Source organism: Paenibacillus polymyxa M1 (genome assembly GCF_000237325.1).
In the GTDB taxonomy this organism is placed as follows: Bacteria; Bacillota; Bacilli; order Paenibacillales; family Paenibacillaceae; genus Paenibacillus; species Paenibacillus polymyxa_C.
On record NC_017542.1, the window covers coordinates 2,229,736 to 2,247,087 of the forward strand.

The following is a 17,352-nucleotide window of genomic DNA, read 5'->3' on the forward strand; positions in this document are numbered from 1 at the left end:
TAGATAAAATGACACATACTTATGGTTTGAGAAGGCAATGAGAAACCTAGCGTAACGAACAGGATGACTTGTTTTTTCGTATTTTAATCATGTATAATGGGGTCAAGTGACTGGGTGCGGTATTTTTTTGAAAATTAAATAACAAATCAAGGTACGACGTCCAACTACCATAGGAGGTTTAGATTCATTTGTCTAAAAAAACAAACAACGATAAATTGATGATTTTCGCTTTGGGCGGCGTCGGTGAAATCGGGAAAAATATGTATGTCGTTCAATACGGCAACGACATTGTCGTGGTGGATTCCGGTCTGAAATTTCCGGAAGAGGACATGCTTGGCATCGATATCGTTATTCCTGATATTTCCTACCTTACAGAGAACCGCGACAAAGTAAGAGGCATTGTGTTGACTCATGGTCACGAGGACCATATCGGCGGTTTGCCTTACGTGCTGAAACATTTGAATGTACCTGTATATGGTACCAAGTTGACGCTGGGACTGGTGGAAAACAAGCTGAAGGAAGCGAATCTGCTTGGTGAAACCAAACGCATTTTGATCAATGCTGATTCCGAAATCAAGCTGGGCTCCACATTGAAAGTAACATTCTTCAAAACCAACCATAGTATTCCTGATTCTGTAGGTGTTTGCATTGATACTCCTGAAGGCGCTGTTGTTCATACAGGAGACTTCAAATTTGATCATACTCCGGTGAACGGACAATATGCAGATTTGCAGCGTATGGCTGAGATTGGCACACGTGGCGTACTGGCTCTATTGTCAGACAGTACTAATGCCGAAAAACCGGGCTTTACACCTTCGGAAAAGAGCGTTGGCATTGTGCTGGAAGATATTTTCCGCAAGTCGAGACAGCGTGTGGTCGTAGCCACTTTTGCTTCGAACGTACATCGCATTCAGCAGGTCATTAATGCTGCTGAGGCAACTGGACGTAAAGTAACGGTTATTGGTCGCAGCATGGTTAATGTCGTAGGTATTGCTTCTGATTTGGGCTACTTGGAAATCCCAGATGGAATGCTGATTGAGCCTGAAGAAGTTGGCAAAATGTCAGCGGATCGCGTAGTTATTCTCTGCACAGGTAGTCAGGGTGAACCAATGTCTGCTTTGACAAGAATGGCTCGTTCTACGCATCGTAAGGTAGATATCCTTCCAGGGGACTCAGTGATCATCGCAGCTACTCCGGTACCAGGTAATGAAAAATATGTTGGACGCACTATTGATGAGCTGTTCCGTCTGGGTGCCAATGTATACTACAGTGCAGCTAATCCTGGTATCCACGTTTCTGGACACGGCAGCCAGGAAGAACTCAAGCTGATGCTGAATCTGATGAAACCAAAATTCTTCTTGCCAATTCACGGTGAGTTCAGAATGCAGCGTCGTCACGCTCTGCTTGCTGAAGGAGTAGGTATCGAGCCTGAAAATATCTTTATCACGGATATCGGTGAAGTCATTGAAATTCAGAATGGTGGAGCACGTAGAGCTGGTAAAGTTACAGCAGGTAACGTACTGATTGATGGACTAGGCGTAGGAGATGTAGGAAATATCGTGTTGCGCGACCGCAAATTATTGTCACAGGACGGTATTTTGGTAGTGGTTGTCACACTGAGCAAGCAAGATGGCACGATTAAGTCGGGCCCGGATATCATTTCCCGTGGTTTCGTGTATGTTCGTGAATCAGAAGGTTTGCTGGATGAAGCAAATCGTATTGTTTCAAGTACACTGCATAAGCTCATGAGTGAAAATGTAAATGAATGGGCTTCCCTCAAGACAAATGTCAAGGATGCACTGGGTCGCTTCTTGTATGAGCAAACTCGTCGCAGACCGATGATTCTGCCAATTATAATGGAAGTGTGATTCAATTGAAATATGTTCAAAAACTTGAATTAAAAACTTAAGTCACAGGCACACAGTCGCCTCTCTCCCCGCAGGAAATATTGGACGGTTTCCGCGGGGAGAGAGGCTTTTTTTGATTTTGGGGTTGAGGAAAGGCATGGAGGTGGGTATAAAATATTCCATTTCTATCCCATACTATAGGGTGAATACGGGGCACATAGATGCGTAAAGCGAAAGGAAGATCACCCATATGGAACATTACAGCAATTTCTCTTCTGGCAACGAGGAAACGGAAGCGCCAGAACAACCAGAAGTTGGACAAAGACCCGTTTTACCTGCTATGGAGGCTTTACAGCAGCTGGGTCAAACCTCCATGCCCGGAAGCGAGTCCAATATTTTTTGTATGACGATTATCGGTCAGATTGAAGGACATCTCATCTTACCGCCTCAAAACAAAACAACAAAATATGAGCACATTATTCCGCAGTTGGTAGCGGCAGAGCAAAACCCACGTATCGAAGGATTAATGATTTTGCTAAATACAGTTGGCGGTGATGTAGAGGCAGGTCTAGCTATTGCTGAGATGATCGCTTCCATGAGTAAACCAACAGTGACCATAGTCATAGGTGGAGGGCATAGTATCGGTGTGCCGATTGCCGTATCTTCTACTTATTCTTACATTGCCGAGAGTGCGACGATGACCATTCATCCTATTCGTATGAGCGGCCTGGTCATTGGAGTCCCACAGACTTTTGAATATATGGAAAAAATGCAGGAGCGTGTCGTCCGCTTCGTCGTTTCTCATTCCCGCATCACAGAAGAGCGGTTCAAGGAACTGATGTTCAAAACTGGAGAATTAAACCGTGACATTGGTACAGCGGTTGGAGGAATCGATGCAGTAAAATACGGGTTGATGGATGCGGTTGGTGGTATAGGAGAGGCGCTAAAACAGTTGAATACTATCATTGAGGCACGCCGTCAGCAAAACGGGATGACAGGGACTCCACAGCAGTCTCCATATGCCCCTTTTTCACCCAATGCTACAGGCGTCCCTACAGGAACCCCTTCAAGTGAGCACAGCAAGGAGCTACCCCAATGACATTATATACTGTAATGCCAATGGAATTGGTGTGGGAAGGGATGTGGAAGGAAGGAGAGGAGCTTGTAGAGGTCCGGGTAGACGGTCTGCTTATGCAGGTACAGCCGCTTGAAAGTCGTCGGGGGATCATAGTAAGGCTGTTGGACTGTCCGTTGGAAGCCTACCTCAATCCTCGTTATGGACCAGGTCAGGTCATCGAGTGGTCATAGAAGCTGTCGAATAGTACAGAAATAGGTCATTTGCTGCTGAAAAAGAACATATGTGCGGATAGCGAGTGACGTGGTATAATATTCTTCTGGGGGGTGACCTTGTATGTCCAGAAGAAGAAAAAGAAAAAAGAAAGCCATATTTGGCGGAGTTTTAAAATATGAAATTTACGGCATTGTGCTGATTACATTGGCGGTCATTGCGTTGTCGGGTGAAGCGGCGGTTGGTCGGTCGCTATCCAAGATGTTTGGGCTTGTACTGGGGAAATTCTATTTTGTGATCCCCCTGATTGGCATTTATTATGGTCTGATGGTGATGATTCACCGCAAGTGGCCGAACCAGTGGAACTCACGGAAGACGGGTTTGCTGTTGTTGGTATTTGCCTTTACACTTATGAGTTCTATTTCATCTATGGAGCAGCGTTTGGGACCGATCAACGCGCTTCAGCCGGGCGGAGTGATGAGCCAGATACATATAGATATGCGTGAGCAGTTGCTGTCGCCTGATCAGCAAGGCCATACCTCCATGCTGAATAAGGATATTAGCGGGGGCTACGTTGGCGCATTACAGCTTACCGTTCTGTTGTGGCTGTTTGGTCTCACAGGAGCTAAGCTGATCATGATTGTCATGTTCGTCATTTGTTTTATGCTGATGACTCAACTGTCTTATGTGGATTTAGTGCGGATTGTAAAGACCAAACTGCTGACAGCCGGGGGAAGCGTGCGGAAAAAATGGACTGGAAAAGCCACTCCGCTTTCTGCATCAAGCAAGGGCAGCGGAAATAGAAAACCCAAATCTGAGCCTATTCCTGCCTATGAGGAGGATATGGATGATGACTTTGATGAAATGCAGCCTCCAGCACGCAAGCAGTCCATTTTCTTTCAGTTGTTTGGCCTTAAAAATACAGATAAGGCGGACAAGGAAGAGCAACCTGCCCATGCGGATGAAGATGAACATGATCTTCTATATGAGGCTGGGGACGTGCAGCCTCAGTGGAGAAATGGCAATCAGGGAGAAGAACTGTCTGACGTGATCGAACACGCTGAACAGGAAGCCTCAATTCCGGTAAAAAGATCGCCAATCATTAGGGACTTCTTCGAACAAGTGAAAAATGAGGAAAAAAGATCAGAGGCTGAACTTGAAGACTCCCTGACAGGTGGAGTGCGGAACGATTCCATTATTGATGAACACCTGGATAGTAATTTTATGGATGCTGATGCGGATATGAATAGAAATGATTCGGCAACGATCCATGGGACATCAGAAGAAGCTCAGGAACTGGCTCAGATGATTGCTAACGAGTTGACAGGCGAAGAAGCTGAAGGGACCAATGTAGCTATTCCAGCTCCACCACCGCCTAAGCCGTACAAGCTCCCATCGTTTCATTTGCTTGCCAAACCGCAAAATGCAGGCAAAGGCATGGGACAAAAGGATTACATGCAAACAGCACGCAAGCTGGAGGCCACGCTGGAGAGCTTCGGTGTTCGGGCGAAAGTGCTGGAGGTTGTACGTGGTCCAGCCGTCACACGCTATGAAATCCAGCCAGACATTGGCGTGAAGGTTAGCCGGATTGTGAGTCTAACGGATGACATTGCACTTGCGCTTGCTGCAAAGGATATCCGTATGGAGGCACCTATTCCCGGCAAGTCCGCCATAGGGATAGAAGTTCCGAATAATGAAGTTTCTATCGTAACCATGCGTGAGGTAATGGAGACGACGGTTTTCCAGGAATCAGTTTCCAATTTGTCGATTGCATTTGGACGTGATATTGCAGGACAAACGATTGTCGGTAATTTAGCCAAGATGCCCCATCTGCTTGTAGCTGGAGCTACGGGTTCAGGTAAATCGGTGTGTATCAATGGGATCATCACGAGTATTTTGTACAAAGCGAAACCGGATGAAGTGAAATTTCTGATGGTCGATCCCAAGATGGTAGAGTTGAACGTGTATAACGGAATTCCCCATTTATTGGCTCCGGTCGTGACTGATCCAAAGCGTGCCTCACTGGCATTGAAGAAAATTGTAGTTGAAATGGAAAAAAGGTATGAGCTGTTTTCCAAATCAGGCACCCGTAATATTGAGGGTTACAACAATTTGATGAAGGATAACCCGGATGCATTTCTGCCTTACATTGTCGTTATTGTGGACGAGCTGGCAGATTTGATGATGGTTGCTGCAGGAGATGTGGAGGATGCGATTGCGCGACTTGCCCAAATGGCGCGTGCAGCAGGCATCCATCTGATTATTGCAACACAAAGACCTTCAGTTGACGTAATTACAGGGGTTATTAAAGCCAATATTCCTTCACGTATTGCCTTCGGCGTTTCTTCGCAGGTGGATTCCCGCACCATACTGGATATGGGTGGTGCTGAGAAACTGCTCGGACGTGGTGACATGCTGTTCATGCCGATGGGTGCTTCCAAACCAGTCCGTGTTCAGGGAGCGTTTATGAGTGATCAGGAAGTGGAAAACATTGTTAACTATGTACGTGAACAGGGTGAAGCGCAGTATGATGAAACGCTTGTGCCGGAGGTGGAAGAGGTATCCACTGATGCGGATGAAATGCTGGATGAGCTGTATGATCAAGCTGTCAACATCATTTTAGAGGCTAAACAAGCTTCCGTTTCGCTCCTTCAGCGCCGTATGCGGATCGGTTATACGCGTGCTGCCCGACTGATTGACTCCATGGAAGCTCGCGGTGTCATCGGTCCTTACGAGGGAAGTAAGCCCCGTGAGGTACTTATCTCAATGGAACAATATCAGCAAAATAAAGTTAGCTCCTGAGCATTATCTTTTACAGCATTTCATTAAAACGCTGTTTGTACGCATGGTGAGTTGTTAAGTATGACAACTCCATGCACGCAAATAGCGTTTTTTTGTGATGTTTTTTTGAGGTTTGGAACTGCCTGCTAAAAGAAGATTAAAAGGGTGAATAGCTTCTAGTGGAGCTTGTCATAATAAACGTAGCCATCCTGTTAATCCCACAAAAGAAAGGTAGAGCGCAGCATATGAAAAAGACAATGGTCTGGATTTGCACGGGTATCCTCGCAGCCTCGGCTATTACGTACACAGGACTTTTTAAAAACGACTCTGCACAGGAGCGAGCAGAGTCGCTGAGCACGCAGCAGAAAGTAACAGCGGCGCAGCCTGTTCAGCCGACATTCAGTTCAGAAGCGGTTGATTTTGGTTCTTATGGCCAGGATGTTTATGAGCTGCAATCACGATTGAAGTTGCTGGGTTTTTTTGGTGGGAAAGTGGACAGCCATTTTGGCAGTAGTACACTAAAGGCTGTCAAGGGTTTTCAAAAGGAGTTTGGTATCAGACCCGATGGAGTAGTTGGTGCGAAAACCAAATTAAAACTGGTGAATGCTACTCCACACTGGAAGCCAACGGAAACGCCAATGCATCGTAACAATCAAGGATCCGATCAGGGACAGGCAGCGAACAATAACAATAAATCAGATCAAAATGAAGAAACGATGGGATCGGCCAACACCATGGGGCTTTCTGAAAACGATCTTAAGATCATGGCCAATGCGGTCTACGGTGAATCCCGCGGCGAGCCGTTTGAAGGACAAGTTGCCGTGGCGGCTGTCATTTTGAACAGGGTCAAGTCGCCCAGTTTTCCAAACACACCGTCTGGGGTAATCTTTCAGCCGGGGGCCTTTACTGCTGTAGCAGACGGCCAAATCTGGCTCACGCCGAATGAGACTGCACAAAAGGCGGTACGTCAAGCCCTGAATGGCTGGGACCCAAGCGGAGGATGTCTCTATTATTTTAACCCTAAAACAGCCACCTCCAAATGGATTTGGTCCCGTCCGCAGGTGAAAACCATCGGGGAACATATTTTCTGCATGTAAAACGCCGAAGCAGCCGGGAGCTTGTCTCCGGTTGCTTCTTGGCTTTTGCATAGTTAGAATAAAGATTGGTACACTTTACCTCTTTATAAGAAAGAGATGTACAACAGCTAATGCTAATCAAAGGCTAGACGCAAATTGACGTCACAAAGGAGTTTTGGACTTGAACAAAACAGGTTTCGAGCGTGGTACACGCAGACAACTGAGGATTCATGTGCTGCCGACCAAGCGCTTTAAGACGTTTGCCATATCACTGTATTTAGGTACTCCGCTACGTGAGGAAACCGTAACTCGTGTGGGACTGGTACCTTTCGTTCTGCGACGGGGTACAGAATCATATCCGCAGACTACACAATTTAGAGAGCAGTTAGAGCAATTGTATGGTGCGGGTTTTGGATTCGATGTATACAAACGTGGAGATTATCAGATCGTTCAATTTCGTATGGATACGATTAATGACAGTTTTGTAAGCAGTCCAGATAGTTTACTGGATCGTTCGTTTGCTTTCCTAGGAGAGGTTCTGACGAAGCCTGCATTGGAAAACGGTGCATTTCAAACAGGATATGTACAGCAGGAACGAGAAAATGTTCGTAAGAAGCTGGAATCTATAGTTAACGATAAAATACGTTATGCTGGGGAGCGCTGTATGGAGGAGATGTGCAAAGATGAGCCTTATCGTCTGCATCCTCTTGGTCAGCGATCTGATCTGGACAGCATAAGTGCACAAAGTTTATACGAGGCTTATGGAGAATGGCTGAATAATGCCAGCATGGATTTATACGTTGTGGGTGATACCACGCTGGAAGAAGTTGAAAAGTTTGTTGATCGCTATTTTCAATTAAATCGCTCGACGGAAACGGAATATGTACTCGAACAGCCCAAATCGGTAGAACGTGATGTGCAAACTATAGTAGAGCGTCTCGATGTGAACCAAGGCAAGCTCAACATGGGACTGCGTACCCCTATTACGTATGGCGATGAACGTTATGCTTCCGCTCTGATGTACAATGGCATTCTGGGCGGGTATCCGCATTCAAAGCTGTTTGTCAATGTGAGGGAGAAGGAGAGTTTGGCGTATTACGCTTCGTCACGGTATGACGGGCATAAAGGCATTGGCACAATACAATCCGGTATCGAAATTCCTAATTATGAAAAGGCGGTTACTATTATCCGCAAGCAACTGGAAGATGCGCAAAATGGAGCGATTACCGAGCTGGAAATGACCCAGACGCAGGCGATGATACGCAACTTGTTAAAGGAAATGCAGGACTCCGCTTTTGAAATGATTGCCTATGATTTTAACAGACAGCTTTCCGGCAAAGAGCGGACGGTAGAGGAACTGCTAAGCCAGGTGGAGGCAGTCAAGGTGCAGGATGTTCAGGATGCCGCCCGGACGTTCCGACTGGACACTATTTATTTCTTGAGAGACCAGAAGGGGGAATAGCGTTGGAGCATATATCGTATGAGCATTTGCAGGAAACGCTGTACTATGAAGTAATGGATAATGGCTTGCACGTTTATGTGTTGCCCAAACCGGGCTTTCAGAAGACGTATGCCACATTTGCGACTAAATACGGCTCAGTTGATAATCATTTCCGGGTAGAAGGTCAACAGCCCGTCAAAGTGCCGGATGGCATAGCCCATTTTTTGGAACATAAAATGTTTGAAGAGCCTGAAGGCGATATTTTTGCTACCTTTTCCTCTAATGGAGCATCGGCGAACGCATTTACGAGCTTTGATCAAACAGTATATCTGTTTTCGGCAACCGAACGCATTCAAGAAAATTTGACCACGCTAGTCAATTTTGTTCAGCATCCTTACTTTACAGATGAAAATGTGGAGAAGGAAAAAGGCATTATCGGTCAGGAAATCAATATGTATGAAGATAACCCCGACTGGCGGAGTTACTTTGGTTTGATTGAGGCATTGTACAAGGTCCATCCGGTGCATATTGATATAGCAGGTACTATTCAATCCATCAGTACAATTACAAAGGAAACATTGTACAGTTGCTATGAAGCTTTTTACCATCCAAGTAATATGATTCTTTTTGTAGTAGGTGGAGTGGACCCAGCCGAAGTAATTGAATTGGTACGTAATAATCAGGCGAAAAAGGACTATAAGCCGCAGGGAGAGATCGAGCGGATTTTCGATGATGAACCCACTACAGTTGCAGAACCACGGCGTGAAGTAAAGCTGGCCGTTTCTTTGCCAAAGCTGCTTTTGGGATTCAAGGAGACTGAAGTAGGTCTAACGGGGGAAGCATTGCTTCGTCATGATCTCGAAACCAAGCTGATGCTTGATCTCTTGTTTGGTTCCAGTACACAGCTATATCAGAAGCTCTACGATGAGGATCTGATTTCGGACAGTTTTGGCCATGAGTACAATAGTACGCAACAGTATGCATTTTCTGCGATCGGTGGAGATACGAAAGACCCTGATCGGCTGTTGGCTAGGATACGAGAAGAGGTAGAGTCTATTCAGAAGCAGGGCTTTGCAGCAGAACATTTTGAACGAGCGCGCAAAAAGAAGATCGGCGGTTATCTACGCACACTCAATTCTCCTGAAAATATTGCACATGAGTTTACAAGACATCGCTTCCGCGGCAGTGATTTTTTTCAATTGCTTCCGGTTTATGAAAGTATCACGCTTGAGAATGTAAACAGACGTCTAAAAGATCATATACAGTGGGATCAAATGGCAATATCGCTGGTGGTGAGTCCGTAATGTCTAGGGAGAGGGAACCGATGACCACCGAGGGCGGAGAATTAAAGGCTATTGGCGATACGACTGTGCTGATTACAGGAGCAAGTGGTGGAATTGGTGCGGCTATTGCCGAGCGTTTTGCAGCAGTAGGGATGAATGTGGTCATTCACTACATGAAGTCCCATGAAAAAGCAAATGAAGTTGCTCGTCGTTGCATGACTTATTCAGGCAAGGTAATGACTGTGTCAGCCGATCTGCGGAGTAAGGAGCAGATTGAACGCATGCGGGAAAAGCTGGATAATCACGGAATGAAGCCAGATATTCTAGTGAATAATGCTGGAATATCTCATTATGGGCTACTTTCAGATGTTTCAGAAGAGGAATGGGACGAAGTGATGGCCGTGAATGTTAAGGGAACTTTTTTATGTACGCAGGTTTTTATGCCGCATATGATTTCCCAACGCTATGGCCGTATTGTGAATGTTTCGTCTGTGTGGGGCATATGTGGAGCTTCGTGCGAGGTATTGTACTCCACTACCAAGGGAGGCATTAACGCTTTCACTAAAGCGCTGGCTCAAGAGGTTGCGCCTTCTGGCGTAACAGTGAATGCTGTGGCTCCAGGGGCAGTAGACACGTCGATGTTGGATCATTTGGATGCAGGCGAAATTAACAGTTTGGAAGAAGATATCCCTGCCGGACGATTGGCGCGGCCTGATGAAATATCGTCCCTGGTTTATTTTCTTGCGCTTCCTGAGTCAGGTTATATTAATGGCCAGGTCATAAGTCCTAACGGAGGATGGGTGACTTAAGGAATACAGCGCATGGAGGAATTCACCAGTATAGTAAGCGTCTGTGAAGAGCATATTACAACTGTTGATTTTAAATCTGAATCATCTAAGGAGGATTTAAGTATGTCAACAGTTGTTCAGAATTTTGATGTTTGGAAAAAGTTCCTTGGTCAGCGTGTAGAGCAAGCGGAGAAGCTGGGAATCAGTCAAGATACCATTGCAGAGCTTGCTTACGAAATCGGTGATTTTCTGGATGAGAAGGTCGATCCAGCCAACCACTCCAACCGCGCACTGAAAGAACTGTGGGGAGTTGCCGATGAGAACGAGCGTCATACCATCGCCCGGCTAATGGTTAAATTAGCCAAGAGCAACGCATAAGCAGGAACCAACATGAAAAGCTCCCTTTTGGGGGGCTTTTCTGTAATGGTTACAGAGCTGTTCTTGTAATTCCATTGTAATTTATATATCATAAACGTGATTGAGGCTTACAACACAATATAGCCTATTAAATTTCAATAATTGGTTTTGTCGAATGATGCTATCTTATGATACAATTATGCTTTGATTTGGCATTGTTGACGGTTTGAATGTGAATGAGGTGCTAACGTGACGGAAGAGACGAAACAGTGGTACATGGAATACAAGATACATAAAAATCGACCCGGACTGCTGGGGGACATTGCTTCCATGCTTGGTATTCTGGGGGTTAATATACTGACGATTAACGGTGTTGAAGGCGAAAGACGGGGGATGCTTCTCGAAACAGACGATGACGAGAAAATACGCATTCTCGGAGATACGTTAAAAAAAGCCAGCAACATTACAGTCACGGCCTTACGTGCTCCGAGACTGGTCGATATATTGGCAGTTAGACATGGCCGTTACATTGATCGGGATTCAGATGATCGTAAAACTTTCCGCTTTACACGCGATGAGCTTGGGTTGTTGGTCGATTTTTTGGGTGAAGTATTAAAGAGGGATGGCAATCAGGTAATTGGTCTTCGCGGGATGCCGCGTGTGGGTAAAACGGAGTCCATTATTGCCAGTAGCGTATGTGCAATGAAGCGATGGACTTTTGTGTCGTCGACGTTATTACGACAGACGGTACGCAGTCAGCTTTCTGAGGAAGAAATGAATCCCAACAATGTGTTTATTATTGACGGCATTGTGAGTACAATTCGATCAAATGAAAGACATTATCACCTGCTTCAGGAAATTATGAGCATGCCAAGTACCAAAGTGATTGAGCATCCTGATGTATTTGTGCGTGAATCGGGATACAGCTTTGACGATTTCAATATCATTATTGAACTTCGCAATAATCCGGCTGAGGAAATTATTTATGATACCTTTACAGCCAGTTATACAGAAGATCTTTAAATAAGTGTAATTACACAAGGAGATGATGACATGTCAGAACTGGGTCAGCAATTAAAGGAGGCCCGGCTGCAAAAAGGATTGAGCCTTGACGATGTTCAGGAAATGACGAAGATACGCAAACGTTATCTGGAAGCCATTGAGACGGGCGATTACAAAGTGCTGCCGGGAAGCTTTTATGTCAGAGCTTTTATTAAAACATACGCCGAAACGGTCGGGTTGAATCCCGATGAGCTTCTGGAAGGGCACCAAAGTAATGTGCCTGAACCTGAACCGGAAGCGGTCATGGAGCCTGTTACACAGAAACGCTCCAGCCGTCCCGCGACGATTGGCAATCTTAAATGGTTGCCTACAGCGTTAATGTGGCTTTTTCTAGTTCTCATTGTTGGGGTTATTTATGCTTATTGGGTGAGTAACAACCATTCCACTCCAAAAACAGCAGAAAACACAACGCCGATTACAACACCAAGTACACCAAGTACAACACCTAACACAACGCCAAGTACGACACCAAACACGTCTACTCCAAATACAACTACGACACCGAATAATGGTCAGACAACGGCACCAAATGGTGCTGGCGGGCAGACCCCTGATACGGGAAAAACCGGGGAAACCCAGCCAGGTGGTACGGGAACTACAGATGCGACGACTCCAAATACTGGTCAGCAGCCGGATACGACTACGCCAGCGCAGGGAGTAACTGTGGCTCAGGATGGTAAGCAAGGCAAGACGACGATCTTCAAAGTCTCCAGTGCAACGGGGGCCACGGTCAAGGTTGATATTAAGGCAACGGGCGAAAGCTGGCTTGAGGTGTACAAGGGACAAAATTCCCGTGGAGAAAAGCTGAGCTATGGTATGACTAAAAGTGGAGATGCCATGTCTTTTGATATCGGTCCAGAAGGCTTATATATCAAATCAGGACGGTCTTCTGCCACGGATATTTCCGTCGCCGGCCAACCGATAACCGATAATAAATCGACGACTCGCGTGTTGATACAGCAAGGGGAAGCTTCTTCCACTGGAGCGAGTAGTGGGGTGACGGGTTCAACGGATACGACGACAAATGGTAGTACGGATACTACACAAAGTGGGACAGATTCTAGTACAACTACTGATGGTGAATAAACGCCTTGTTGCGGTGAAATACTAATGACTGTAATTCTTGGAAAGTCAGTCAGTTCATTTTCCGCAAAGTGAGGTGTATACGTTATGACCGTCAGCTGGATTGTGACTGGGCTCGGGATTATTGTCAGTTTACTGGGCTATTATCTAACACCGAATGCATGGGGCTATGGCATATTAGGCTTTGGTCTTGCTCACATTGTGCTTGGAATTTTGGATATGTTTAGAAATCCAACACGAAGTCACTATTAGAAATGTTAAACTGCAATTGTAATAAAGGCGTTTTTGTCGGGGGACTGGCAAGAACGCCTTTTTAGTGAACGGATTATTGGATTTTTGTAAATGACTAGCCTATAATTAGATATTGAACTTTGTTGTGGAAAGGAAAGTGAAACGATGGCTTCAGAAAATTCATTTGATATCGTCTCCAAAATGGATATGCAGGAGTTAACAAATGCGGTTCATCAGACGGAGCGTGAAATTGAAACGAGATTTGATTTCAAGGGGAGCAAAAGTAGCCTCAAGCTTGAGAAAGATGCTCTTACGATTGCATCGGAAGATGAATACAAGTTGAATGCGGTGATTGATATTTTGCAATCTAAAATGGTCAAACGAGGTCTATCCCTTAAAAACGTGGAATTTGGAAAATTGGAACCAGCTTCTTTAGGTTCAGTGCGTCAGCGTCTTTCTCTTAAGCAGGGAATTGATCAGGATAACGCCAAAAAAATTAATATCCTTATTCGGGATTCCAAGCTTAAAGTGAAAAGTCAGATTCAAGGTGATCAAATTCGAGTGACTGGAAAAAATAGGGATGATTTACAAGCCATTATTCAATTGCTGCGGAAAGCCGATCTGCCGTTGGAGCTTCAATTTACAAACATGAAATAAGCCGTTTTCTCTCATAGATTTTGTAGGACTAAACGTTGCTTGATGTGCAGCAGGTTATTTTGACATGCGTTTTGCGCCATATTATACTTGTAACGAAAATGCAGACATTGAGGTGTATAACGCTCGTCGAAAGCGATTTACATAGGATTGAATTCAATCCGAAAGCTGCCATTTGTAATCAAGTACGATAATCAGGGGAGAGTGTGTTGTGAATTTACCCAACAGAATTACAATAACGCGGATTTGCCTTATCCCGGTGATGATGCTGGCTTTGCTGGTGGATTTTGATTTTTATCCGCCACCGATTGAGATCGGTGCATTCACGCTGCCGTATAATCAGCTGATTGCGGCTATCATTTTCCTTGTAGCAGCCAGCACAGATGGCCTTGACGGATATTTGGCTCGTAAAAATAATATGGTCACCAATTTGGGCAAGCTGTTGGACCCCCTTGCTGATAAGCTGTTGGTAACTGCTATTTTGGTTTCTTTGGTGGAAATGGGAAAAATTGATTCTTGGGTTGTCGTTGTGATTGTCAGTCGTGAGTTTGCGGTTACGGGTCTGAGACAGATCGCCTTATTGGATGGCTCTGTGGTTGCTGCAAGCAATTGGGGGAAATTAAAGACGATCATCCAGATCATTGCTATTGTAGCACTGCTCATTAATAATTTCCCGTTTGTTTTTCTGGGTATTCCGTTTGATTTAATAGCGATATGGGCAGCTGTGTTAATCACCATTTATTCGGGTATTGATTACTTTGTAAAGAATATCCATTTGCTGAGCTCCTCTAAAGTTTAACAGGATAAATCTTATGGAAACAGCAATAGGGACTTAACTTATTGCTGTTTCTTTACATAATTCACATTATACGCATCATAGGAGGACGAATTGATGAAAGCTGAAATCATTGCAGTAGGAACAGAGTTATTACTTGGACAAATAGTAAATACAAATGCCCAATATTTGTCGCAAGAGCTAGCTACTATCGGAATTGATGTATATTTTCAGACTGTAGTTGGCGATAACATGGATCGACTTCAGGAAGCGGTACGTCTTGCTCAGAAGCGTGCGGATATTATTTTGTTTTCTGGTGGGCTGGGGCCAACTCAGGACGATTTGACAAAAGATGCGATAGCGGTTGTACTGGGGCGAAAATTGCAGATAGATCGTCTTGCCATGGACAAGCTGGATCAGTTTTTCCGTAACCGTGGGGTAGAAATGACCGAGAATAACCGCCGCCAGGCGCTTTCTATTGAAGGAGCCACTCCGCTTGAAAATGAGACGGGTTTAGCTATAGGGGATGCCATTGCACAGGACGGTAAATTTTATGTGGTTTTGCCCGGACCACCTAAGGAACTTAAACCTATGTTTGCAAATCATGCTAAACCATGGTTGCTTCAGCAGGCATTAAGCGGTGAGGAGATGCCGATTTATTCGAAAATGCTAAAATTCGCAGGGATCGGTGAGTCAGCTCTTGAAACGCGCTTGTTAGATCTGATCGAATCCCAGACGGACCCCACGATTGCTCCTTATGCCAAGGAAGGGGAAGTCACGATCCGTATATCCACCAAGGCGGCCAGTGAGAGTGAAGCTTTAATTAAGCTGACGGCTACGGAAGTACAAATTCAGCAGCGTCTTTCCGAATATATGTATGCAAGTGAGGATGTTACGCTGGAGAAGGTGATTGTAGATTTAATGGCCAAGCGCGGACTTACTGTGAGCGCAGCGGAAAGCTGTACAGGCGGTATGCTGATGGAACACATCACTTCTATACCTGGCAGTGCTGTTATGTTTCAAGGTGGCATCGTGTGTTATTCCAATGAAATGAAGATGAAATTGCTCAATGTGCCTTATGATTATTTGGAAGGGGATCATGCGCCAGGCGCAGTGAGTAAGGAAGTAGCCCTTGTGCTTGCAGAGCAGGCAAGGATGATTATGGACAGCGATTTCGGACTTTCTGTTACTGGTGTAGCTGGGCCCGGATATTCCGAGCGGAAGCCAGTCGGCCTGGTGTATATTGGTATTGCTGAGCGCGACAAGGAAACAGAAGTATATGAGCTGAATTTAAGCGGTAACCGTGAGACCATCCGTTTGCGATCCGTCAAAGCTATCCTGTACAGATTGTGGCGCCGATTGGTAGAGAACGAGAAACTCTCTTAATTATCGATGAGTTGTTTTAGATAGATATTCATGATATAATCTTTTTATTCGGAAGAACCGTTGCAAAGCTTTTTGCCAGCGGTTCTTTTTTCGTTTTAAGAGAAAGGTATAACTATAGAAGAGAGCTGCGGGAAATAAAAAAAACGAATGTATGTTCGAAAAAATGCTTGGCAAGCGTGTCAAAACAAGGTATTATTAAAGTACAAACAATGAAGGATGTGAGTTTATTGTCAGATCGTCGTGCTGCGCTGGATATGGCGCTCCGTCAAATAGAAAAGCAATTTGGTAAAGGTTCCATCATGAAGTTGGGTGAGTCTACCCACATGCAAGTGGAAACAATCCCCAGTGGTTCGATTGCTTTGGATATTGCGTTAGGAACGGGCGGCTTTCCAAGAGGCCGGATTATTGAAGTATATGGACCGGAATCATCCGGTAAAACGACAGTAGCTCTTCATGCTATCGCAGAGGTGCAAAAAACAGGCGGACAAGCCGCCTTTATCGATGCCGAGCATGCACTTGATCCGTCGTATGCGAGCAAGCTGGGTGTCAATATTGATGAGTTGTTACTATCGCAACCAGATACAGGTGAGCAGGCATTGGAGATTGCCGAAGCTCTTGTGCGTAGTGGGGCAGTGGACATTATCGTCGTTGACTCTGTAGCGGCACTTGTACCGAAGGCAGAGATTGAAGGCGAAATGGGAGATTCCCATGTCGGTCTTCAAGCGCGCTTGATGTCACAGGCATTGCGTAAGCTGTCTGGAGCCATTAATAAATCGAAAACCATTGCTATCTTTATCAACCAGCTCCGTGAAAAAGTAGGTGTTATGTTCGGTAACCCTGAAACTACACCGGGTGGACGTGCCTTGAAGTTTTACTCTACGGTACGTTTGGATGTTCGTCGTATCGAAAGCTTGAAAATGGGTAACGACATCGTGGGTAACCGTACACGTATTAAAGTCGTGAAGAATAAAGTCGCACCTCCTTTCCGTCAGGCTGAAGTGGATATTATGTACGGTGAGGGCATTTCCAAAGAAGGAAGCTTGATCGATATCGGTACGGAGCACGACATTGTCGACAAGAGCGGAGCATGGTATTCCTACGAAGGCGAGCGCCTTGGTCAGGGACGTGAGAATGCAAAGCAATTTTTGAAGGAAAATCCGAACATTGCTAGTACGATCGAGCAAAAAATCCGGGTGGCCAGTAATTTGATTACAACAATTGCTCCACCGACAGAAGAAGAGTTGGCGCAGGAGGCCAAGGAAGAACAGGAATTGCTGGAGCTTGAATAAAGCTTGCCCGA

Annotated in this window: 16 protein-coding genes; all 16 read left to right on the forward strand. The window is 45.3% G+C overall.

Features of this window, described 5'->3' with window-relative positions; translation table 11 throughout:
• The first annotated feature begins 188 nt into the window (after positions 1-188).
• The 16 genes from PPM_RS10175 to recA all read left to right on the forward strand — a co-directional run bounded on the left by PPM_RS10175 (position 189) and on the right by recA (position 17,341).
• The gene (locus tag PPM_RS10175; protein ID WP_013370737.1) at positions 189-1,868 is read left to right on the forward strand and encodes a ribonuclease J; all 1,680 of its coding nucleotides are present in this window, start codon (positions 189-191) and stop codon (positions 1,866-1,868) included.
• Between the two features lie 229 nt (positions 1,869-2,097).
• Entirely contained in the window at positions 2,098-2,946 is an 849-nt protein-coding gene (locus tag PPM_RS10180) for a ClpP family protease (RefSeq protein ID WP_013370738.1), read from the forward strand.
• The gene (locus PPM_RS10185) at positions 2,943-3,155 is read left to right on the forward strand and encodes a YlzJ-like family protein (protein WP_013370739.1); all 213 of its coding nucleotides are present in this window, start codon (positions 2,943-2,945) and stop codon (positions 3,153-3,155) included. The genes PPM_RS10180 and PPM_RS10185 overlap by 4 nt, the downstream gene beginning before the upstream one ends.
• 103 nt (positions 3,156-3,258) lie before the next feature.
• Positions 3,259-5,937, forward strand: coding sequence for an FtsK/SpoIIIE family DNA translocase (locus PPM_RS10190; protein ID WP_013370740.1), 2,679 nt, complete (start codon positions 3,259-3,261; stop codon positions 5,935-5,937).
• A 224-nt stretch (positions 5,938-6,161) separates the two neighbouring features.
• Positions 6,162-7,013 carry a spore cortex-lytic enzyme gene (gene sleB, locus PPM_RS10195; protein WP_013370741.1) on the forward strand — a complete coding sequence of 284 codons (852 nt, stop codon included), beginning with the start codon at positions 6,162-6,164 and terminating at the stop codon, positions 7,011-7,013.
• Positions 7,014-7,173: 160 nt separating this feature from the next.
• Positions 7,174-8,454, forward strand: a complete 1,281-nt coding sequence (yfmF, locus tag PPM_RS10200; protein ID WP_013370742.1) for an EF-P 5-aminopentanol modification-associated protein YfmF — start codon at positions 7,174-7,176, stop codon at positions 8,452-8,454.
• 2 nt (positions 8,455-8,456) lie between these two features.
• Positions 8,457-9,737 (forward strand): EF-P 5-aminopentanol modification-associated protein YfmH, encoded by a 1,281-nt coding sequence (gene yfmH, locus PPM_RS10205; protein WP_013370743.1) that lies wholly within the window; start codon positions 8,457-8,459, stop codon positions 9,735-9,737.
• A gap of 20 nt (positions 9,738-9,757) precedes the next feature.
• Complete coding sequence (ymfI, locus tag PPM_RS10210; protein ID WP_013370744.1) at positions 9,758-10,525, forward strand: elongation factor P 5-aminopentanone reductase; 768 nt, start codon at positions 9,758-9,760, stop codon at positions 10,523-10,525.
• A 102-nt stretch (positions 10,526-10,627) separates the two neighbouring features.
• A complete protein-coding gene (locus PPM_RS10215) occupies positions 10,628-10,882 on the forward strand; it encodes a DUF3243 domain-containing protein (protein ID WP_013370745.1) in 255 nt (84 codons plus the stop codon).
• Positions 10,883-11,110: 228 nt separating this feature from the next.
• The gene (locus PPM_RS10220; RefSeq protein ID WP_013370747.1) at positions 11,111-11,884 is read left to right on the forward strand and encodes a DUF3388 domain-containing protein; all 774 of its coding nucleotides are present in this window, start codon (positions 11,111-11,113) and stop codon (positions 11,882-11,884) included.
• A 30-nt stretch (positions 11,885-11,914) separates the two neighbouring features.
• Positions 11,915-13,009 carry a helix-turn-helix domain-containing protein gene (locus PPM_RS10225; RefSeq protein ID WP_013370748.1) on the forward strand — a complete coding sequence of 365 codons (1,095 nt, stop codon included), beginning with the start codon at positions 11,915-11,917 and terminating at the stop codon, positions 13,007-13,009.
• Positions 13,010-13,093: 84 nt separating this feature from the next.
• Complete coding sequence (locus PPM_RS29605) at positions 13,094-13,258, forward strand: hypothetical protein (RefSeq protein WP_013370749.1); 165 nt, start codon at positions 13,094-13,096, stop codon at positions 13,256-13,258.
• Positions 13,259-13,402: 144 nt separating this feature from the next.
• Complete coding sequence (locus tag PPM_RS10230) at positions 13,403-13,894, forward strand: YajQ family cyclic di-GMP-binding protein (protein ID WP_013370750.1); 492 nt, start codon at positions 13,403-13,405, stop codon at positions 13,892-13,894.
• A 208-nt stretch (positions 13,895-14,102) separates the two neighbouring features.
• Entirely contained in the window at positions 14,103-14,690 is a 588-nt protein-coding gene (gene pgsA / locus PPM_RS10235; RefSeq protein ID WP_013370751.1) for a CDP-diacylglycerol--glycerol-3-phosphate 3-phosphatidyltransferase, read from the forward strand.
• A gap of 93 nt (positions 14,691-14,783) precedes the next feature.
• A complete protein-coding gene (locus PPM_RS10240; RefSeq protein ID WP_013370752.1) occupies positions 14,784-16,052 on the forward strand; it encodes a competence/damage-inducible protein A in 1,269 nt (422 codons plus the stop codon).
• Between the two features lie 227 nt (positions 16,053-16,279).
• Positions 16,280-17,341: a recombinase RecA gene (gene recA, locus PPM_RS10245; protein WP_025679773.1), complete on the forward strand. Its 1,062-nt coding sequence runs from the start codon at positions 16,280-16,282 to the stop codon at positions 17,339-17,341.
• Positions 17,342-17,352 lie beyond the last annotated feature (11 nt).